The organism is Candidatus Zymogenaceae bacterium (genome assembly GCA_016931225.1).
Taxonomy (GTDB): Bacteria; Desulfobacterota; Zymogenia; order Zymogenales; family Zymogenaceae; genus JAFGFE01.
The window spans coordinates 17,107-36,498 of record JAFGFE010000010.1; the positions used below are offsets into that span (position 1 = coordinate 17,107).

Consider the following 19,392-nt stretch of genomic DNA (forward strand, 5'->3'; position numbering starts at 1 on the left):
AGGATGAAAGGAGTGAATATAGATGATACTATTCGTTTGTGCTTTTTGCAAGGTCTGTTGAGAGGTATCGATCTCCGGTATCGCAGATGATGGTGACGATGGTTTTTCCCGTGTATTCGGGTCGGGCGGCGAGCTTGCGTGCGGCCCATACGTTTGCCCCCGAGGAGATGCCGCACAGGATACCTTCCTCGGTGATGATCCTCCTGGCGGTGGTGAGGGCGTCTTGGTCTGTGACGGTGATGATTTCATCAATCACCGTCAGGTCTAATACCTGTGGAATGAATCCCGCGCCGATACCCTGGATACCATGGGGTCCCGGCTTTCCTCCTGAGATCACGGGGGAGCCTGCGGGTTCCACCGCCACCACCCGACAGTCGCCGATCAGCTCCTTGAGCCGTGATCCTGTGCCGGTGATGGTTCCGCCGGTGCCCACACCGGCCACAAAGACATCCACGGAACCCTCGGTATCTCGATAAATCTCCTCGGCGGTGGTGCGGCGGTGAGCGGCGGGGTTTTCGGGATTTTCAAATTGGAGCGGCATATAGGCGTTCGGCGTCTCGTCTCGTATCCGAGAAGCCTCTTCGATGGCGGCCTCAATGCCCGATGCCCCCGGCGTGAGTACCAGATCAGCTCCCAAGAGTCTTAGGAGGTCCATACGCTCGCGGCTCAGGGAATCGGGCATGACGATGACCACCCGGTAGTTTCGAGCCGCCCCCACCAGAGCAAGACCGATGCCGGTGTTGCCTGATGTGGGTTCCACGATGGTGGATACTCCCGGAGTGATCAAACCCTGGTGTTCCGCCGCTTCTATCATCGAAAGGGCGATACGGTCCTTGATGCTGCCGCCTGGATTTTTCGATTCCAGTTTCACCAGGATTGAGGACGAGAGGTCTCGGGAAAGCCGATTGAGCCTGACCAATGGGGTGTTTCCGATGAGGTCGGTGATGGTTTCGGAAATCATACGGAGCGACGTTTCCTTATGAAGCCTCTCGCGCCAAGCCCAAGGTCTTACCCTGATCGATGAGGTTTTTCAGAGTAATGTTTCTGAAATAATCCGCGATTATCTCGCTCGCCTCTACCCACACGTCGTGGGTGATGCACGACTCCACAAACATACAGTCTTTATGATTGTTGACACACGAGACGAGAGCGATGGGTCCCTCCACCGCCTCGATGATGGCAAGAAGAGTGATCTCCTCCGGCGCGGCACTCAGGACATATCCGCCCGAGCGCCCTCTATGGCTCTTGATAAGTCCGGCCCTCTTGAGCTTCAGAAATATCTGTCCAATGTAATTGAGTGAAATATTTTGGCGCTTGGAGATCTCCGACGCCCGGACAGCTTCGCCCTGTCCGTAATAGGCGATATCAAATAGCGCCCTGGTTCCGTATCGGGAAAGCGTGGTGAGTCTCATGGGGAATCCTTTTGAATGGGAATAAGAATTTTCCCAAACATTATTTATTATATTTGAAATAAAAGCAATAAAAACCCGCATTTTTTAAAAATTTGTATGAGCATTGATTGATATGCGGTATTTTCTTTTTACTGCAAATGGTGTAGTATAAGTGCGTATTACAGGCGGGTGGTGCCGATGCGTGAGGATATCTTTTTCTATATTGGCATATACCGTGCCGAAAGGAATATTATATATGACTGCGAAGAAAAAGGTTCCGGGGGCGGGAGTTATCGGATTGGGAGTCGGGCGCGCACATGTGATCGGGCTGATGGAGAGCGAACACGCCCGGATGCTGGCGGTATGTGATCTGATGGAGGATCGCCTGGCTCAGGCCCGGGAGTATTTCAAGACCGACACCTATACCGATCTTGACGAATTTCTTGCCCGGAAGGATCTTGACCTCGTGGTGGTGGCCACGCCGGACCATACCCATCGGGAGGTGGCCCTGGCGGTGATTGAAGCGGGCAAGCACCTCCTTTTGGAAAAACCGGTGGCCCTGGACATCCCGAGTGCCGTGGATATCGTCACCGCGGCGAAGCAAAAGGATGTCAAGCTTTGTGTCGGGTATGAATACCGCCTGAATCCGGTGACCGTACGCACAAAAGAGCTCATCGATCAGGGTGTCCTGGGGACGATTGCGGGGATGTCTCTGCAGCATTTTCGCGGGCCCTTTCTGCGGGACAAGTGGGAGCGGTGGATACAGAAGAAGGAATTTTCGGGCGGTATGATCGTTGAGGAGACATGTCACTGGTTCGATCTGTTACGCTACTACAAGGGGATGGAGATGACGAGGGTGGGCTGCGTAAAGAACGATTGGGTCTTTGATGATTTCGACTTCGAGGATATGGCGTACGCCCACGGCATCTTTGAAGACGGCTCGATCTGGGAGGTGTCTCACGTACTGACCGGATTCGATTTCGACCTGACGATCGTGATAAACGGTACGAAAGGGACCCTCTGGAGCTCGGTGAAGGATAAGGAGAGATCGCCCCTTGACAACTACGTCAGCGAGCATATGGGGGTGGTGGCCTATCGGGCCCACGGGAGGCCGCCTGAGGAGACGGTGGTGGAGTTGTTCGGTAATGAGATTCATGAGGTGAGAAACATCGCGGATTTTGCCGGTTATTTCGCAAAGACGGTGGCGGACGACCTCCCGGTGCCGGTGACGGGGGAGGACGGCATTGCGGCCTTGAATATTGCCCTGTGTGCCAGCATGTCCGCCGATGAGGGAAGGGTGATGGACATACCGCAGATGGATTTTTGATCGGCGCCCCGCCTGCGACGGCGTGCGGGTGAGTGGTGGATCGGGATCGGTACGGTCGAGGCCCGTCTATTGTGTGAAGCTTTTGTATTTCTTCTCATAAAATGTGACACGGCACACGGATTCGATCGTAATGTATGGTAACTTGAAGAATACGTGAAAATAGAGTATACTAATTTAACTATTTTTGAAAAAGGAGGCTTCAATGTGTGATCGTCGTGCAACGCGATTGTTTTTATTTTCCCTTGTGGCGCTGCTGGTGGTGCTGTTAACGGTGCCGGCACTGGGGCAGGAACTTCTCGTCAACGATGATGATTTCCGCAGTTCCGACGAGGTGTGGGACTTTATCCCCGATTATACCGACATGTACGAGGACTCCAGCAACGCATGGGTATGGACCGAGCCGGGCGTGAGCCTCTCCCAGTACAAGACCGTCGAAGTCATCCCCTTTGAAAACATCTCCCGCACCATCGACGTGAACGCCCAGCACGCCCTGACGGAGAACCTGCGTCAGGGATTGGGACGTTTGGGACTGTCCGTTGTGGATAAGAACGCGGACATCACCGTACACAGCGCCATGGTCGATTATTACGCCGGCGGCGGCGGAAGCTGGTGGGGCATCGGCGGCCCGTTCGTGGAGGTGGAAATTTATATTGTGGACAACGCCACGGGGAACATCATCTCCAAGGTGCGTCACCAGGCCCACGCCGAATCCCTCAACGGCGCCATGGCCGAGACCATTTCCGATGTCATCGGCTACTGGGGAAGACAGTAGGGACTGAAGATTTCGATTACAATCTGACAAAGAAACGGGGAGCGATGACCTTCGCTCCCCGTTTCTTTTCGGGAAAAAAGAGTATATCAACGCCCGATCCTTGACGGGTCGGGATTGCACGATGACACCGGTGTCTTTGGATCATGTCCATGGTCGACGGACGGTGGTGTGCATGTGCATCGACGGAAAAGAGGCGGATTCCTACGCCGACGTGGCGAACCACTTCTCCGAGACGATATTTTCAAGCTGGATGATCACGTCACAGGTTTTTTCGGTATCGAGATTTTTCAACGCGGCGAGGTGAGAGATTCGATTGACCGCATCCTTTTTGTTGACATCCAGTTTAGTCATCAGGATTTTTGTTGCCTGTTCCATCTTCCCATTCATGGCGTTCATCCTTGTTTGGGTGACAAAAAACGGTGCTCCCTGTTCGGTGCCGTTTACCCGAAAGCATAATTATGCTTAAATAACGCATAATTATGCTTAAAGGTGGTTAAATAACATATCATTTTAAGCTATATTATATAAAATATCACATCTCTGTCAAGTATTTTTTTATTAAAAAGGTATTGAAAAGGGGCGGTCGATTTTCGGAGTACACTGGCGGGAGAAAAGAACGTAATGCCGCTGTGAACCAACGGTCAAGGCGGGGCGGCCCCGTTTTTCAAATGCGGGATACCTGTTGGCTGTTTTTTCTGGGTGGTCCCTCCCCCTGTTCGAGCGGAGATGTGACACTATTTCTCACGTGTTGAGGATGGATGGTTAAAAAACGTATGGTAAAATGCTGATAAAAGAGAGGACGTATCAATCCAAGAAAGACTGTGGGTGTGTACCTATCGGGAAGGGAATATCGGAAAAATCGGAACAACGATAACGGGCCGATGATGACCGACGCAATACACAGATTTGATGAACGATCGGAGGAGTACGACAGGTTCAGACCTTCCTACCCGGTCGAGATGATGAATTTTCTCAGGGTGGAGGTTGGACTGGATGCATCGCATGTCGTGGTTGATGTTGGGGCCGGGACCGGAAAGCTTACTGAAATTCTCCTGCAGAACGAAAATCGAGCGTATGCCGTCGAGCCGAATGACCGAATGCGTGTGATTGCAGAGAGAAACCTATCCCGATATAAAAAATATATATCCGTCAAGGGCACGGCGGAAGAGATGAATGTGCCGGATCATGCGGCCGATTTTGTGTTCGCCGCCCAGGCGTTTCATTGGTTTGATGTGAGGAGAGCCCGCCAAGAATTCCGGCGGATATTGCGTGGAGGGGGGATGGTCGTACTGATATGGAACGTCCGAAATACTCACGGGTCTGATTTCTTGACGGCGTATAATGAAATTCTCCGTACGTATTCATCCGGGTATGCGGCGCACGAACGGGATAAGATTGATGATGAAAAAATCGGATCCTTATACGGTTCCCGGAAATACAAAACAGCGTACTTTCCCTATTCTCAAACACTCTCCGAGGACGGTCTTGTCGAAAGGATATTGTCAAACACGTACGCTCCGTCACCCGATGATGATAATTATGAGGAAATGCTGGATGCGGTTCGCGCTCTTTTCGGTGAATTAAACAAGGACGGGAAAGTATACATTGAATATACGACGAATGTCGTCTACGGCGCGCTATAAAATACTGGAAGTATTCGTGAGGCCGGCATACGCCCGGTCTTTTTTCATCCGGCTCTCGAAGAGTGTTTCCGGTCTTGTCCTACCGGTTTTTTCCCCATCGATGGCCCCCGGCTCTCGTGCCGGGGGCTGTTTTCGCAGGTATTTCGACTGTTTTCAGGTTCACATCACCCGAGATCCTTCCCGGGCCGGGGCCCCGGTTGAATCCGGAGAGGTTCGATTCTATCCCGTAATCGACCCCCCTGCCTCCTCGATATCCGTTTCCTCCCGGGTGTTCCCCCGCGAAGAAGAAGGGGACGCACACCGCAGCCAAGAGTAACAGCCCCATGAGCGCTCCCAGTATCCACAACCCGACACCGGTGTATTTCTTCCCGCACGTCGCACCCCAGGAACGATGGAACACCAGGTGCACGATAATCAGCGCAAGGAAGACCAGGGAGGCGATCATGTGAATGTCCTTCCAGCTCAGGCCGCCGATGGTGAAACCGCCCTCTCTACCGGATCCGCCGAATGCATGGGTGTACAGAAGAAAGCCGGTGAATACCAGGATGACGAAGACCACGAATGTTGCCGCATCGATCCAGAAGTTGATCTTGTTTTTGTCCATCATAAGAGCCTTTCTCCAGATAAGAAAGTGGTGAACAGCAGGTCCTCCCTTTTGTTGATACTAACAGGCGATATGGGGATATCCTTCGTTTTTTTCTTCGGGGGGTGCGAATATTCCGCGAAACGCCGAAATGGGCGTGCAAAGAATCACGCTGTTATTTCCTTGAAATGGAACTTTTTATATGTTATGAATTTTCATTGGTGTTTTTAGGGAATAGATACGACCCATGAAATCATGTATAGCATTGATTCGATGTATCGGTTCAGCGATGCTGGTCATCGCTGTGGTGGCCGTTGCGCCGTTTGCGACGGCGCAGGTCGATGACGACTATTTCGGCGATCCGACCACGCCCGTCACGATCGAAGCTGATATGCTCAGCTATGATCGGGAAAATAATGTATACATCGCCGAGGGGAATGTTGAAATCACCCGGGGAACCTCCATGCTCAATGCGGACCTAATCAGGGTCAACGCCGTCACCAAGGACGCCGTTGCCGAGGGGAACGTGGTGTATTATGATGGGGAGAACCGGGTAGAGGCGGACCGGGTTGAGCTGAATATAGACACCCAGACCGGTATCCTCTATAACGGAATGATCTTTTATGCCGAGAAACATTTCTACGTCGCCGGCGAGGAACTGGAGAAGACCGGCGAGGATACCTATCGGGCCTTCAGGGGAAGCCTGACCAGCTGCGACGGGGAGGTACCGGCCTGGAGGATTTCCGGCAGAAAAGCCGAGGTGACCGTCGGCGGGTACGCGGAAGTCTGGGACGGGGTGTTCCGGGTCAAGGACGTGCCGGTCATGTACCTTCCCTACGGCATCTACCCGGTCAAGAGGGAGCGGCAGACCGGGCTTCTCATGCCGTCATTCGGCTCGTCCAGCGACGACGGCTTTTCGTTCACGCTCCCCTTTTACTGGGCCATCAATAAGAGCATGGACGCCACCATCATCGGTGATGTGATGACCGAGCGGGGCCTGAAGGTGGGGCTGGAATATCGATATGTTCTGGCCGAAGACCTGTACGGCCAGATCAACTACAGCTTTATCGAGGACCATAACCGCAAGGACGTGGATACCGGCCGTACGTATACCGACTTTCGCTGGGCGTTCTCCTTCGACCATTCCCAGGTGCTCCCCGGGGGTATCCAGGCGTTTGTGGACATCAACATGATCAGCGATGACGATTACATCGACGACCTGTATGACTCGTACGACAATATCGAACAAAGAGACTCCGACTATATGGAGTCCAGGGTGAATTTATCCCGGGACTTTGACTGGGCCTTCGCCTACGTCAATTTCAGCTATCTCGACGATCTGGACGATCGGCGGGATGAAAGAACCCTCCATCGGCTACCCGAGGCGGGGTTCACGGTGCGGCCGGTTGAGATACCCCATACGCCTCTGGTGTTCAGGATGTCACCCACGATGGTCTATTTTTATCGCGAGAAAGGGACTGAAGGGGTACGTCTGAACGTCAACCCCAGGCTCTCCGCGCCGATCTCCCTGAAATACCTGACCGTGGAACCCTGGGCCGAGGGCATCGCCACCTGGTGGTGGACCGACGACAACAACCGCGGCGACAACAGTTCCGATCGATACACCTACGTGGCGGGGGTGAAGGCGTTCAGCGAACATGTGTCCACCGTCTATCCGGATGGAGGTCCGTATGATACGCTCTCGTGGCTCATCAGACCCGGCGTGTCCTACACCTTCGCCCCGGACCTCGAACAGAAACACTACCCCCGGTTCGATTCCGTGGATCGGGTGTGGGGGAGGAGCATACTCACTTTTTCTCTGGAGAGCAGTCTCAACGGGAATCCCGTCTTTGCCGATACGCCCGATACGCTCGAGATTTTCTATCTCAAGGCGGGCGTCGCGATGGATTTCGACAAGGATCCTGACAGCGTCAACTACAATCTTCCCGAAACCTATGTCACCTCGTTCTACGAGGTGCGTCTGAACCCCTGCAATCACTTCAGCCTCGGGTTCGAGATGGACATAGACCACTATTTGAACAACATTTCCCGGCTCTCCGGGGATATGAGCGTCACCGATTCCCGGGGCGATTATCTGAAGGTCGGGTATTCGAGGATTGAAGAAATATACTATAATATCAAGGATGAGCAGTTTTACACACAAGAGTACGATAGGCTTTTCGGGGAGTTGAAACTGGTTGCATACAGAGATCTTGATCTCTATTTGGAAACCAGTTGTGTGTTCAACGATGAAGAATACAAAGACGGTGTTTTGCATAAGACCGACGATGAGAGGCGATATTACAGCATCGGCTTCGATTACCACAAACAATGCTGGGCGGTCTTTTTGGACGTGTATTACGAAGAAGACACGAGTGATGATTCGGACGACTACGGCTTTATGATGACCATCTCCCTGACGGGATTGGGCTCCATCTCGTATGGGGACTGATGTTCGTCGGGTGTGAATCGCTCGTACGATGAATACGACATCATCTTGGAATGAATGAAAAGGAACAGGTATGAAAGGTGTTATTTTAGCGGGGGGGCTGGGCACCAGGCTCTATCCACTCACGAGGGTAACCAACAAGCATCTCCTGCCGGTGTATGACAAACCAATGATATTTTACCCGATTCAGACCCTAGTCAATGCGGGTATTGAGGATATCCTCATCGTCACCGGTGGAAACAGCGCCGGCGATTTTTTGCGCCTGTTGAAAAACGGTGCTGACTTCGGCCTGAAGCGCCTGCACTACGCGTACCAGGAAGGGGAAGGGGGCATTGCGGACGCCCTGAGCCTGGCGGAGCATTTCGCCGAGGGAGAGGCCATCTGCGTGGTGCTGGGGGACAACATTATCGAGAAAAACATCATCCAGGCGGTGAAGGATTTTGACAATCAGGGAAACGGGGCGAAGATACTCTTAAAAGAGGTTTCGGACCCCCAGCGGTTCGGTGTGCCGGTCCTCAAGGGCGACAAAGTCGTTAAGATAGAGGAAAAACCGAAAGATCCAAAATCGGATTATGCCGTTATCGGGATATATCTCTATGACAATGAGGTTTTCAGTATCATAAAAATACTCAAACCGTCGGATCGGGGAGAGTTGGAAATCACTGATGTCAACAACGCCTACATAGAGCGAGACGCCCTGACGTGGAGCGTCATCGACGGTTGGTGGTCCGACGCGGGCACCTTCGACTCACTTCTTTCGGCCAGCGGGCTCGTTGCCAAGACAGGGGCCAACAACGTATAGGGAGACAATGAAATCATCGGATATAGCGGGGGTCGTGGTCAAACGGCTCAAGACAATCCCGGATGAACGGGGTCGTCTCATGGAGATAATGAGGTGCGACGATGAGTTTTTCCAGAAATTCGGCCAGGTCTATATGACCACGGCGTTTCCGGGAGTAGTGAAAGGGTGGCACTATCACAAGGAGCAGACGGACCATATGGCGGTTGTCAGGGGAATGATGAAGATCGTGCTGTACGATTCCAGGGATGGGAGCCCCACGAAGGGGAACGTCATGGAGCTGTTTATGGGTGAGCACAATCCCCAGCTTGTGGTCATTCCGCCGGGAGTGTTTCACGGGTTCAAGTGCATCTCGGAGGTGGAGGCCATCGTCATCAACACGCCCACGGAACCCTACGATCGTAAAAATCCGGATGAATATCGGGTTCATCCCCACGAAAACGACATACCCTACGATTGGGATAGAAAGGATGGATAACGGGCGGCGATACAACAGGCGGCGGTACATCAGAGACGGCTGGCTCCGGTATCCATGTGAATAGGATACCTTCATTTTTTCCACACACTACATGGAGCATGTAAACACGATGAAACTCTTGGTGACCGGTGGGGCCGGATTTATCGGCTCCAATTTCATTTTATACCTGTTGGAGAAAGACGAAGGCTTAGAAATCGTCAACCTCGACGCCCTCACCTATGCGGGAAACTTAGCGAACCTGAAGTCTGTGGAAGATAATCGCCGGTATCGGTTTGTCAAGGGTGATATAATCGACGCCACGCTCGTGGGAGAGATCATGGCCGACGGGATCGATGCGGTGGTCAATTTCGCCGCCGAATCTCACGTGGACCGCTCTATCATAGACCCCGATACGTTCATCAAAACGAACATCCTGGGCACCCACGTGCTTCTGGATGCGGCCAAGAAATATAATATCTCCCGATTTGTCCAGATTTCCACCGATGAGGTGTACGGCTCCCTGGGGCCGACAGGGTATTTCACCGAACAGACACCCCTGGACCCCACCAGCCCGTATTCCGCCAGCAAGACATCGGCGGATCTTTTGGCCCTGGCCAGTTTCAAGACCTTCGGTCTCCCGGTAATGGTCACCCGCTGTTCCAACAACTATGGTCCCTATCAATTCCCGGAAAAGCTTATCCCGCTTTTTATCACAAACGCCCTGGAGGACAAGCCCCTGCCGATTTACGGCGATGGGAAGAATATCCGGGACTGGCTGCACACCTGGGATCATGCCGCGGCGATCGAGACGGTGCTGAAAAAAGGTGTCCCCGGCGAGGTATACAACATCGGCGGGAACAACGAGCGGACGAATCTTGAGATCACCGAGGCGATACTTGCGGCCCTTGACAAGTCCACCGACCTCATCCGCTTCGTGGCGGACCGACCCGGCCACGACCGCAGGTACGCCATCGATTCGTCCAAGATTCAGAAAGAGCTGGGCTGGGCGCCGTCGTATACCTTCGATCGGGCGATGGAGGAGACGGTCACCTGGTACGTGGAAAACCGTTGGTGGTGGGAGGAGATCAAGAGCGGTCAGTATCAGGAATACTACAAGAACTTTTACGGAGATCTTTCATAGGAACGAATCTTGTGCGGATACTGTTGATCGGAGCCCGAGGGATGTTGGGCACAGACCTCACAGGTGTCCTTCGGGATAGGTCCCCGAAGCATAATCTTACGCTGTGGGATGTGGAGGAGGCGGACATTACCGATAACAAAGCGTTCGACAGTGCTCTGGAGGGTTTACCTGAGCCGCCGGAGGTCATCATCAACTGTGCGGCCTTCACCGCCGTCGATCTGGCGGAGACCGAACGGGAGGCGGCGATGCGCATTAATGGTGACGGCGCCGGAAACATATCCCGGGCGGCGCGGAGGATCGGAGCCCGGGTGGTATATATCAGTACCGATTACATTTTTGACGGAAAGAAAGAGACTCCCTGGCGGGAGGACGATCCGACCGAGCCGGTGAACTGGTACGGACAGACCAAGCTCGAAGGAGAAAAAAGGACTCTCGATGCGTGTCCCGACGCGCTCATCGTCAGGACCCAATGGCTTTACGGTCCCGAGGGGAAAAACTTCGTTGAGACGATACTGAAACTCGCCGACGAGAGAGACGAGCTCCGGGTTGTTGACGATCAGCGGGGCTCTCCCACATATACCGAAGATCTGGCCCGGGCGCTGACGACATTGGTGGAGGGAAAACATCAAGGCGTCTATCACGTAGCCAACTCCGGAGAAACGACCTGGTTCGATTTCGCCCGGGAAATCATGACTCGAACAGGGAAGGACGTGCGGGTGGTCCCCGTATCCACTGAGGACTATCCGGCGATTGCCAGGCGGCCCGGGAACTCCGTATTCGATATGATGAAGTTTCAAAAGGACACCGGTATGACCATGCCCTCCTGGCGGGAGGGGCTGGCGGCGTATCTTCGCCGGAAAAACCTGCCTGTTGAATAATCGTTGTGACAAGCAGCGGCGGGGGGAATTCGGCAATATTTCGGCAAGTGTGGTCTGAATGGTGTGATGATGGCGTATAAAGAAAAAGAAACCAGACTGAGCGTATTCCGTGAATACGCCGAGGCCATCACCATCGCCATGATGCTGGCGCTTATCATCAAGGCGTTTATCTTTCCCAGCTTCATGGTCCCCACCGGCTCCATGATACCCACCATACTCGAGGGAGATCGGTTTTTTGTCAACAAATTCGTCTTCGGCACCCGCATTCCGTTTTCGGATGTAAAGGTGCTTGCCATTCGGGAACCGAGACGGGGCGACGTCGTGGTGTTTGAGTATCCGGAAGACAGGCGGATTCCCTATATCAAACGGGTGATCGGGCTGCCGGGCGATACGGTGGAAATCAGGGACAAGCGGGTATATATCAACGGTGAGGAGTACTTCGTAGAGAGCGAGATACACTCGGATCCTGACATTGTGCCTGGCGAGCGGGATAATTTCGGCCCGATCGTCGTTCCCCCCGATTCCTATTTCATGATGGGGGACAACCGGGACACCAGCGTGGATTCCCGCTTCTGGGGTTTTGTTCATACCCAGGAGTTGACCGGAACCGCACAATTGATATACTGGTCATGTGACATCCAGGCGGGGGGCTATCTCGCCCGCTTTGCCAATATCCGCTGGGATCGTATTGGAACCATAATCAACCGCTGAGTGTCGCATATATCGGTGTCTTAACGAGCCGGAGACACGTGGAATTCTCGATGTGCCGGAAGCCGTGTATCGCCAATACGGTTGAAGCGACGGGCATATACACATTGTGACATCTTATGGTGTGGAAAAACGGGGCGTGTTTCGGCCTGAAGAGCCTTAATATGAAGTCTGAAAGGTGTGATAATGGCACACAAAGAAAAGGAAACAGAGCTGAGTGTATTTCGCGAATACGCGGAGGCCATTACCATCGCTCTGATGCTGGCGCTTATCATCAAGGCGTTTATCTTTCCCAGCTTCAAGGTTCCCACCGGCTCCATGATTCCCACCATACTTCGGGGAGATCAGTTCCTGGTCAATAAGTTCGTCTTCGGCACCCGCATTCCGTTTTCGGATGTAAAGGTGCTTACCATTCGGGAGCCGAGGCGGGGCGATGTCGTGGTGTTCGAGTATCCGGAAGACAGACGGGTTCATTACGTCAAGCGGGTGATCGGGCTGCCGGGTGATACGGTGGAAATCAGGGATAAGCGGGTGTATATCAACGGTGAGGAGTATGTCGTGGAGAGTGAAATCCACTCGGACCCTGACATTATACCGGGGCAGCGGGATAATTTCGGCCCGATCGTCGTCCCACCCGATTCCTATTTCATGATGGGGGACAATCGAGACAACAGTCAAGATTCCCGCTTCTGGGGATTTGTCCATACCCGGGAGTTGACCGGAACCGCGCAATTGATATACTGGTCATGGGACATTCAGGCGAAAGGGTATCTCTCCCGATTTGCACATATCCGCTGGGATCGTATTGGAACCATAATAAACCGTTGAGTGTCACATACATCGAAGCGTTGACATAATGACCGACAACAGGTGGAACGTGCGGAAGACTTCTCTCTTTCGTTTTCAGATAACATTTGAAACAACGTATGCATATGCATCGCGACATCCAGTGCTGTGGGAAAAACCGTCCTTAATCAACAAGATGCCGCCGCACCCCGGGACCTCATTCAGGATGACATTTGCCGGGAGTATCCATTGAGCACGGAGTCGCGGGCGAAGGAGACGACACACGCCGTCCATGCCGTCAGGGAATTTGCCGAGATCATTGTCCTGGCGCTGATAATCGTGCTGGTCTGTAAAACGCTGGTATTCCAGACATACAGGATTCCGAGCGAATCGATGGTACCCACCCTTTACCCCGGAGACCAGATTCTCGTCTGTAAGTGCTCCTACGGCGTTCCCGTTCCCTTTACGGATGTTTTCATTTTCGGATTACGCGAGCCGTCCCGGGGGGATGTGGTTGTCTTCAAATTCCCGCCGGATCATCGTGTTCACTATATTAAACGGCTGGTCGGAATGCCGGGGGATACCATCGAAATCAAAAACAAGGTGCTGTATGTCAACGGCGAGGTGTATGACGTGGCGGAGGCACAATATATAGATCCTCTGGTGATGCCGGGCGTCGTCAGCCGACGGGACAACTACGGACCGATCACCATCCCTCCCGGCGCATTTTTCATGATGGGTGATAACCGAGACAACAGCAACGATTCCCGCTTCTGGGGATTGGTCCGGGAACACGAAATCATCGGTCGTACCGTAATGGTGTACTGGTGCCGGGATACCGGAGACGGCGGATTCCTCGGCCGCCCCGCCCACATCCGCTGGGATCGCATCGGAACGATCCTGGTCCACAGATAACGCAATGATAGAAAGAGGTCACCGGTTCTTTTTTGCCTTCTGCCTCTTCTGCGGATTCCTTTTTCTCCTGTTCGTCTGGCTGTTTGAAAATATCTACGTGACCGCTTCGGGCATGGAGCCGGCGGTCAGTCCCGGCGATTACCTCCTGGTGCTTTCTCCCGGGGGTCGGTGTTTTTTACCGGCGGCACCAGTACTCTGCGACGTCTCAACCCTGAGGAAAAACGACCTGATATATGTCAGAACCCCCGATGAGGACAGACGGCGTGTGATTCTGAGGGTTGTGGGATGTGCCGGTGATGAGGTGATGATCGTCGACAAGACGCTTTTTATCAACGGAGTCCCCCAAGAGGAACCGTATGTGACCTTTGACGATCCGGAGATATATCCCCGGGATTTGTCTGTCCGGGACAACTTTGGTCCGGTGGTTGTGCCGGACGGGGCGGTCTTCGCTCTGGCCGATCATCGGGATAGTATGGGTGACGGGCGTTTTTTCGGCTTCATCGGAGACGAGCATCTCAGGGGCCGTGTGCTGCTTTGCTACTGGTCCCGGGATCTGACCGGGCGGTTCTACTCCGTCAGATGGGAACGTGTGGGGAAATCCTTTTAATGGAAAAATCCATTGACACTGATTGACTAAGGTGATAAAAACATACATTAGGGATATATCATTTTGTATGTAAAAATTACATCTGTACCGATAGGATGAAATTATGGATAGAATAAGACGAACGTTTTTTTCCCAGCGCGGTGAAGGACGGGGAAAGACGTTTGCGGTGATCATCGTCATCGCCATTATTGTTTACGCCGCAGCGAAATTCTTCCCGCCGATTAAAACACATATGGATCTGAAAAAAGTTGTGGAAGAATATATGTGGTCAAACGGCGGCGGGAGTGAGGAAATAATTCTGGAAAGATTGTCGCCGAGAATTGCGGCAGTGAAAGAAGATCTGGGTCGGGATGACATCGTCATTGTCAAGAAGGGCAACCAGAACTATGCCATGATCGATTACACGGAAACGGTTGTGCTTATACCGGACATGTTCGAACACGAGTTGAAATTTCACGTTGAGGGCTTCAGTAAACCCCAAAAATAATAATAAAGAACCATTGGTTCATCCTACACATAATATAACGAGTAGCGTAAAGCTGGATATCACAAAACCTCCCTGTTTTCGTGCAAGGGGGTTTTTTTTGGAAGGCGCATAAAAGGAAATCCGGTGACTGAACAAGATCGACTTATATTAAGTCAGGAACAGGCGAATCGAATCGTCAGCCGATTGGCCACCCAGATTCTTGAGAAAAACGTCAATGCCGCAGAGGTGGTGCTCATCGGCATGCGTACCGGCGGGATATTTCTGGCGCGGCTTATACAGGAAAAACTCAAGCAGCTCGAAGGGGTGGCTATTCCCATCGGCGTTTTGGATATTACCCTCTACCGCGATGATATATCGACAACCGACCAGCATCACTTCGTCCGAAAAACGGAAATTCCCTTTTCTTTGAACGGTCGGGTGGTGCTTCTGGTGGACGACGTATTGCATACCGGCCGCTCCACCAGGGCGGCGCTTGACGCCATGATGGATTTCGGCCGCCCGAAACGAGTGCAGCTAGCGGTGTTGGTGGATCGCGGTGAGCGGGAACTGCCCATCAGTCCAAATTTTGTGGGGAAGACGATTTCCATCGATGAGAACGAGCGGGTGGAGGTCATCTTCGACGATGAGGGAACTCTCCTGGGGGCGGTCGTACGACAGCATGAACAGACACCATCATAATGCTTCTTGAAGAGGGAGAAAAAATGAGCGAGTCGGTGGAAAAAGTCTGGGAGCGAAAAGACCTTCTCGGCATCAGGGACCTGGATATATGGGAGATCGAACTGATCCTCGATACCGCCGAGTCCTTTCTTGAAATTTCAAAACGTGATATTAAGAAGGTCCCGACTCTGAGGGGGAAGACCGTCATCACCGTGTTTTACGAGGCGAGCACCAGAACCCGGGTGTCCTTTGAACTCGCCGCAAAGAGACTGTCCGCCGATACCGTCAATATCTCCGCCTCGACATCCAGCGCGAAAAAGGGAGAAACCCTTATCGACACCGCCCGCAACCTGGAGGCGATGGCGCCGGACGCGATCATTATGCGTCATCCCATCCCGGGATCGTCGGATCTTTTGGGGAGGCATGTCAGGTCGTCCATCATCAACGCCGGAGACGGCGCCCACGAGCACCCAACCCAGGCGTTACTTGACGCCATGACCATTCGTCAGGTTAAGGGGGGGATTGCCGGCCTGAATATATCGATCATCGGCGATATCACACACAGCAGGGTGGCCCGCTCGAACATCTACTGCCTGACAAAACTGGGCGCCAACGTGACCATAGCGGGACCCGCCACCATGATACCGACCCGCGTAGAAGAGATGGGCGTACGGGTGGTTCGCACCGTCCGGGAGGCGATCCGGGACGCGGATGTGATTATGATGCTCAGAATACAACGCGAGCGTCAGGGGAAAGTGCTCTTCCCGTCGGATCGGGATTACGCCCGATTTTTCGGCTTGAACCTGGAGAATATGGAAGAAGCAAAAGACGATGTCACCATTATGCACCCAGGTCCCATCAACCGCGGGGTTGAGATAAGCCCGGAGGTGGCCGACGGCCCCTTTTCGGTCATACTGGAGCAGGTGACAAACGGTGTGGCTGTGCGCATGGCCATACTCTATCTCCTCATCGGCAAGGGAGGTTCCGATGAAGCTGCTGCTTAAGGGCGGTACCGTTGTGGATCCGGGCGGCGGCCAAAGCGGCCCCGCCGATGTTCTGATAGAGAACGGAGTGATTTCGGATGTCCTCTCACCGGGAGCGGGTCCGAAGGACGCCGACGTCATTGATGTCTCAAAGATGACGATCATCCCGGGCGTCATTGATATACACACACACCTGAGGGAGCCGGGCTTCGAATACAAGGAGACCGTTGCATCGGGAACCCGCGCCGCCGCCGCGGGCGGCGTCACGTCTGTGGCCTGTATGGCAAATACCGATCCGGTCAACGACAACGGACAGATCACCGAATATATCCTTGAGAAGGCCGAGACGACCGGCGTCGTTCGGGTGTATCCCGTGGGGGCGGTGTCTCGGGGGCTTTCGGGGGAAGTCCTGGCGGAGATCGGGGAGCTGGCGGCGGCTGGGGTGTGCGCCCTCTCCGACGACGGGCACGTGATATCCAACTCGGACCTCATGCGCCGGGGGATGGAATACGCCGTAACCTTCGATCTCCCGGTGATATCCCACTCCGAAGACATGAGCTTGGTGGCCGATGGGGTGATGAACGAGGGATTCGTCTCCACCGAGCTCGGCCTCCCGGCGAATCCGCCCCAGGCCGAGGAAATCATGATATTTCGCGACGTCACCCTGGCACAGCTCACCGGCGCCCGGCTCCACGTGGCCCACATCTCCACCGCCGGGGGCGTGGAGGTCATCCGGCGGGCGAAGGAGCGGGGGGTGGCCGTCACGGCGGAGACCTGTCCCCACTATTTCACACTCACTGACGATGCCGTGCGCACCTTCGACACCAACACCAAGGTCAATCCGCCCCTCAGGTCGGAGGAAGACCGGCGGGCGGTCATTGAGGGCCTCAAGGACGGCACCATAGACGTCATCGCCTCGGATCACGCCCCGCACGATATTGTGGAAAAGGCGGTGGAGTTTTCCTACGCCGCCAGCGGCATATCCGGTCTCGAAACGCTCCTTTCCCTCTCCCTGCAGCTTGTCAGGGATGGGGAGATGACCCTTTTCGATGTTGTTGAAAAGCTCACCATCGCCCCCGCCAGAACGCTGGGGCTTGCCGGCGGGACGCTGGCGACAGGGGTTCCTGCGGACCTAACGATCGTCGATACCGGGGAGGACTGGACGGTCGATCCCCGAGCCTTTTTCTCAAAGGGCAAAAACAGTCCGTTTGCCGGGCGAAGCGTCCCGGGCCGGGTGAAGATGACCATTGTCGCGGGCAGCATTGTGTATCGGGAGGGCGCCATTGTCTGATATATTTTCACGATACGGACGCTTCACGACGCTCATCCTGCTGATCATGACAAGCCTCGTTTGCTGCTCCATGACCGGTGATTATGACCGGAGATTCGAGAAGTTCGAATCTATTGATGTGATGTTCGACGAATGGTTCGGCATATATTTTCACGATATCAAGGTCGGGTATGATCATTTTACCGTAACCCGGGGTATGCTTGACGACAATCCGGTTGTTCGGCTCAACGATGACGGGATGATACGCTATCGCCTCGATGAATTCTCCCATCCCACCGACAACACGTTTCGTTCCGAGGTGTTTATCACAGGTGACAACACCGTCCTGGGATTGATGTATGAGCATATCATCATGGATCACCTCCTCACCGAGGTGGGGCTTGCGGAAAAGGACGGCTTCATGTATCTGGACGTGTATTCCGGGGGAGGGCATGAGCGGATAAAGTACCGTCTGGACGAGGGGATCTACCCGTCGCTGGCCATTGGCTATTTCATGATGCAAAAGCCCCTGGAGGTCGGTTCTCGTTTTGAGTACCGGGTGTTTCTGGAAAACCTGCGGGCCATCGAGGATTTTTCCGCAGAGGTTGTCGGTGAGACCGTCATTGACATTGACGGCGAATCGATGGAGGTGTTCGAGGTCGTCGGAGCGATTCGGGGGCTGGAGTCGACATCCTACGTCACCCGGGACGGGGACCTGATCCGCCAGGTATCGATGGACCAGTTCGATCAACGCCTGGAGGACAGGGAGACGGCGACGAACATGGGAGAGATAACGGGAATCACGATGACGGCGGTCATCGATTTCACCCTGATACCGGTTGATTTTCCCCTGCCGTCTCCTGTGTCATTGTCGGAACTGTCGATCAGGGTAACGGGAGTCCCCCGGGGGTTTGAGCCCATCGACGGTTTTTACCAGCAGGTGGTGGGACCGGACGATGAGGGCGCGTATATCTACACGATCCTCTTGCCCGAGGTGTCGGACGGACCGATCGAAATTCCAGAGATATATCCTGAAGGAGTTGAAGGATATCTTCTGCCCGAGATAGACATCGAGAGCGATAATGAAGAGATGCAGCGCACCGTCGAAGATATCCTGGGTGATGTCGCCGATCCGACGAGGTCCGCGAAAATGATCATGGACTGGGTGTATCGTAACGTGGAAAAACGGCTTGTCGACGCGACGTCGGCCCTGGATGTGCTGTCCACCATGGAGGGGGAGTGCGAATCCCACGCGAAGCTCTATGCGGCCCTAGTGCGGGCGGCGGGTATCCCCACAAGGGTGGTTAACGGCATCGTCTACGTGGAGGAAATGGAGGCGTTTCTTTTTCATGCGTGGAATGAAGTGTACCTCGATGAATGGATTCCGGTGGACGCGGCGTTCGGTCAGTTTCCCGCCGACGTCACCCATATCAAGTTTGCCGAGGGGAGCGGCGCGGTGGTCATCGACGTGGTGTCCCTTGTGGGCAGCATCGACGTGACGATTCTTGAGGCGAAAAGGGCCGATATCAAATGAACACG

At 53.9% G+C, this 19,392-nt stretch carries 21 protein-coding genes; 17 read left to right on the plus strand and 4 right to left on the minus strand.

From position 1 onward, the window contains the following. Positions 1-28: 28 nt before the first annotated feature. Entirely contained in the window at positions 29-961 is a 933-nt protein-coding gene (cysK, locus tag JW885_04270; GenBank protein MBN1881367.1) for a cysteine synthase A, read from the minus strand. Between the two features lie 16 nt (positions 962-977). After that, a complete protein-coding gene (locus JW885_04275; GenBank protein MBN1881368.1) occupies positions 978-1,412 on the minus strand; it encodes an RrF2 family transcriptional regulator in 435 nt (144 codons plus the stop codon). A 235-nt stretch (positions 1,413-1,647) separates the two neighbouring features. Here JW885_04275 and JW885_04280 point away from each other — a divergent pair, with 235 nt between their 5' ends. Together JW885_04280 and JW885_04285 are read left to right on the plus strand one after the other, a co-directional pair. After that, positions 1,648-2,718 (plus strand): Gfo/Idh/MocA family oxidoreductase, encoded by a 1,071-nt coding sequence (locus JW885_04280; GenBank protein MBN1881369.1) that lies wholly within the window; start codon positions 1,648-1,650, stop codon positions 2,716-2,718. A 202-nt stretch (positions 2,719-2,920) separates the two neighbouring features. Beyond that, positions 2,921-3,490: a hypothetical protein gene (locus tag JW885_04285; protein MBN1881370.1), complete on the plus strand. Its 570-nt coding sequence runs from the start codon at positions 2,921-2,923 to the stop codon at positions 3,488-3,490. 201 nt (positions 3,491-3,691) lie between these two features. Here JW885_04285 and JW885_04290 read toward each other — a convergent pair whose 3' ends face one another. Then, positions 3,692-3,877 carry a hypothetical protein gene (locus JW885_04290; protein MBN1881371.1) on the minus strand — a complete coding sequence of 62 codons (186 nt, stop codon included), beginning with the start codon at positions 3,875-3,877 and terminating at the stop codon, positions 3,692-3,694. A 494-nt stretch (positions 3,878-4,371) separates the two neighbouring features. Here JW885_04290 and JW885_04295 point away from each other — a divergent pair, with 494 nt between their 5' ends. Next, the gene (locus JW885_04295; GenBank protein MBN1881372.1) at positions 4,372-5,133 is read left to right on the plus strand and encodes a class I SAM-dependent methyltransferase; all 762 of its coding nucleotides are present in this window, start codon (positions 4,372-4,374) and stop codon (positions 5,131-5,133) included. Between the two features lie 79 nt (positions 5,134-5,212). On the opposite strand, the gene JW885_04300 is transcribed toward JW885_04295, so the two are convergent. Then, on the minus strand, positions 5,213-5,740 hold the full coding sequence (locus JW885_04300) for a DUF4405 domain-containing protein (GenBank protein MBN1881373.1): 528 nt from the start codon (positions 5,738-5,740) through the stop codon (positions 5,213-5,215). A gap of 223 nt (positions 5,741-5,963) precedes the next feature. On the opposite strand from JW885_04300, the gene JW885_04305 reads away from it, so the two are divergent. The 14 genes from JW885_04305 (at position 5,964) to JW885_04370 (ending at position 19,387) form a co-directional block, all read left to right on the plus strand. Continuing rightward, positions 5,964-8,168, plus strand: coding sequence for an LPS-assembly protein LptD (locus tag JW885_04305; protein ID MBN1881374.1), 2,205 nt, complete (start codon positions 5,964-5,966; stop codon positions 8,166-8,168). A 70-nt stretch (positions 8,169-8,238) separates the two neighbouring features. Continuing rightward, the gene (locus JW885_04310) at positions 8,239-8,967 is read left to right on the plus strand and encodes an NTP transferase domain-containing protein (GenBank protein MBN1881375.1); all 729 of its coding nucleotides are present in this window, start codon (positions 8,239-8,241) and stop codon (positions 8,965-8,967) included. Positions 8,968-8,974: 7 nt separating this feature from the next. Beyond that, a complete protein-coding gene (locus tag JW885_04315) occupies positions 8,975-9,442 on the plus strand; it encodes a dTDP-4-dehydrorhamnose 3,5-epimerase family protein (protein ID MBN1881376.1) in 468 nt (155 codons plus the stop codon). A 109-nt stretch (positions 9,443-9,551) separates the two neighbouring features. Beyond that, positions 9,552-10,562, plus strand: coding sequence for a dTDP-glucose 4,6-dehydratase (gene rfbB, locus JW885_04320; protein ID MBN1881377.1), 1,011 nt, complete (start codon positions 9,552-9,554; stop codon positions 10,560-10,562). Then, entirely contained in the window at positions 10,559-11,440 is an 882-nt protein-coding gene (gene rfbD / locus JW885_04325; protein ID MBN1881378.1) for a dTDP-4-dehydrorhamnose reductase, read from the plus strand. Before rfbB ends, rfbD begins: the two co-directional genes overlap by 4 nt. 66 nt (positions 11,441-11,506) lie before the next feature. Further along, on the plus strand, positions 11,507-12,151 hold the full coding sequence (gene lepB, locus JW885_04330) for a signal peptidase I (GenBank protein ID MBN1881379.1): 645 nt from the start codon (positions 11,507-11,509) through the stop codon (positions 12,149-12,151). A 183-nt stretch (positions 12,152-12,334) separates the two neighbouring features. Then, complete coding sequence (gene lepB / locus JW885_04335; GenBank protein MBN1881380.1) at positions 12,335-12,976, plus strand: signal peptidase I; 642 nt, start codon at positions 12,335-12,337, stop codon at positions 12,974-12,976. Positions 12,977-13,183: 207 nt separating this feature from the next. Then, a complete protein-coding gene (gene lepB, locus JW885_04340) occupies positions 13,184-13,849 on the plus strand; it encodes a signal peptidase I (GenBank protein MBN1881381.1) in 666 nt (221 codons plus the stop codon). Positions 13,850-13,853: 4 nt separating this feature from the next. Beyond that, positions 13,854-14,456 carry a signal peptidase I gene (lepB, locus tag JW885_04345; GenBank protein ID MBN1881382.1) on the plus strand — a complete coding sequence of 201 codons (603 nt, stop codon included), beginning with the start codon at positions 13,854-13,856 and terminating at the stop codon, positions 14,454-14,456. A 103-nt stretch (positions 14,457-14,559) separates the two neighbouring features. After that, positions 14,560-14,943 carry a hypothetical protein gene (locus JW885_04350; GenBank protein ID MBN1881383.1) on the plus strand — a complete coding sequence of 128 codons (384 nt, stop codon included), beginning with the start codon at positions 14,560-14,562 and terminating at the stop codon, positions 14,941-14,943. Between the two features lie 123 nt (positions 14,944-15,066). Further along, the gene (pyrR, locus tag JW885_04355) at positions 15,067-15,621 is read left to right on the plus strand and encodes a bifunctional pyr operon transcriptional regulator/uracil phosphoribosyltransferase PyrR (protein MBN1881384.1); all 555 of its coding nucleotides are present in this window, start codon (positions 15,067-15,069) and stop codon (positions 15,619-15,621) included. A 23-nt stretch (positions 15,622-15,644) separates the two neighbouring features. Beyond that, positions 15,645-16,604 carry an aspartate carbamoyltransferase catalytic subunit gene (locus JW885_04360; protein MBN1881385.1) on the plus strand — a complete coding sequence of 320 codons (960 nt, stop codon included), beginning with the start codon at positions 15,645-15,647 and terminating at the stop codon, positions 16,602-16,604. Continuing rightward, on the plus strand, positions 16,588-17,874 hold the full coding sequence (locus JW885_04365; GenBank protein MBN1881386.1) for a dihydroorotase: 1,287 nt from the start codon (positions 16,588-16,590) through the stop codon (positions 17,872-17,874). Before JW885_04360 ends, JW885_04365 begins: the two co-directional genes overlap by 17 nt. Next, on the plus strand, positions 17,867-19,387 hold the full coding sequence (locus tag JW885_04370; protein ID MBN1881387.1) for a transglutaminase domain-containing protein: 1,521 nt from the start codon (positions 17,867-17,869) through the stop codon (positions 19,385-19,387). Before JW885_04365 ends, JW885_04370 begins: the two co-directional genes overlap by 8 nt. Positions 19,388-19,392 lie beyond the last annotated feature (5 nt).

Bases quoted from the DNA above. Each gene is read 5' to 3' on its own strand.
- JW885_04275 (MBN1881368.1), bottom strand. From the start codon at position 1,412: ATGAGACTCACCACGCTTTCCCGATACGGAACCAGGGCGCTATTTGAT.
- lepB (MBN1881379.1), top strand. From the start codon at position 11,507: ATGATGGCGTATAAAGAAAAAGAAACCAGACTGAGCGTATTCCGTGAA.
- JW885_04315 (MBN1881376.1), top strand. From the start codon at position 8,975: ATGAAATCATCGGATATAGCGGGGGTCGTGGTCAAACGGCTCAAGACA.
- JW885_04285 (MBN1881370.1), top strand. From the start codon at position 2,921: ATGTGTGATCGTCGTGCAACGCGATTGTTTTTATTTTCCCTTGTGGCG.
- JW885_04350 (MBN1881383.1), top strand. From the start codon at position 14,560: ATGGATAGAATAAGACGAACGTTTTTTTCCCAGCGCGGTGAAGGACGG.
- JW885_04280 (MBN1881369.1), top strand. From the start codon at position 1,648: ATGACTGCGAAGAAAAAGGTTCCGGGGGCGGGAGTTATCGGATTGGGA.
- JW885_04290 (MBN1881371.1), bottom strand. From the start codon at position 3,877: ATGAATGGGAAGATGGAACAGGCAACAAAAATCCTGATGACTAAACTG.
- rfbB (MBN1881377.1), top strand. From the start codon at position 9,552: ATGAAACTCTTGGTGACCGGTGGGGCCGGATTTATCGGCTCCAATTTC.
- JW885_04300 (MBN1881373.1), bottom strand. From the start codon at position 5,740: ATGATGGACAAAAACAAGATCAACTTCTGGATCGATGCGGCAACATTC.
- lepB (MBN1881382.1), top strand. From the start codon at position 13,854: ATGATAGAAAGAGGTCACCGGTTCTTTTTTGCCTTCTGCCTCTTCTGC.
- JW885_04360 (MBN1881385.1), top strand. From the start codon at position 15,645: ATGAGCGAGTCGGTGGAAAAAGTCTGGGAGCGAAAAGACCTTCTCGGC.
- JW885_04305 (MBN1881374.1), top strand. From the start codon at position 5,964: ATGAAATCATGTATAGCATTGATTCGATGTATCGGTTCAGCGATGCTG.
- JW885_04310 (MBN1881375.1), top strand. From the start codon at position 8,239: ATGAAAGGTGTTATTTTAGCGGGGGGGCTGGGCACCAGGCTCTATCCA.
- cysK (MBN1881367.1), bottom strand. From the start codon at position 961: ATGATTTCCGAAACCATCACCGACCTCATCGGAAACACCCCATTGGTC.
- lepB (MBN1881380.1), top strand. From the start codon at position 12,335: ATGGCACACAAAGAAAAGGAAACAGAGCTGAGTGTATTTCGCGAATAC.
- JW885_04365 (MBN1881386.1), top strand. From the start codon at position 16,588: ATGAAGCTGCTGCTTAAGGGCGGTACCGTTGTGGATCCGGGCGGCGGC.
- JW885_04295 (MBN1881372.1), top strand. From the start codon at position 4,372: ATGATGACCGACGCAATACACAGATTTGATGAACGATCGGAGGAGTAC.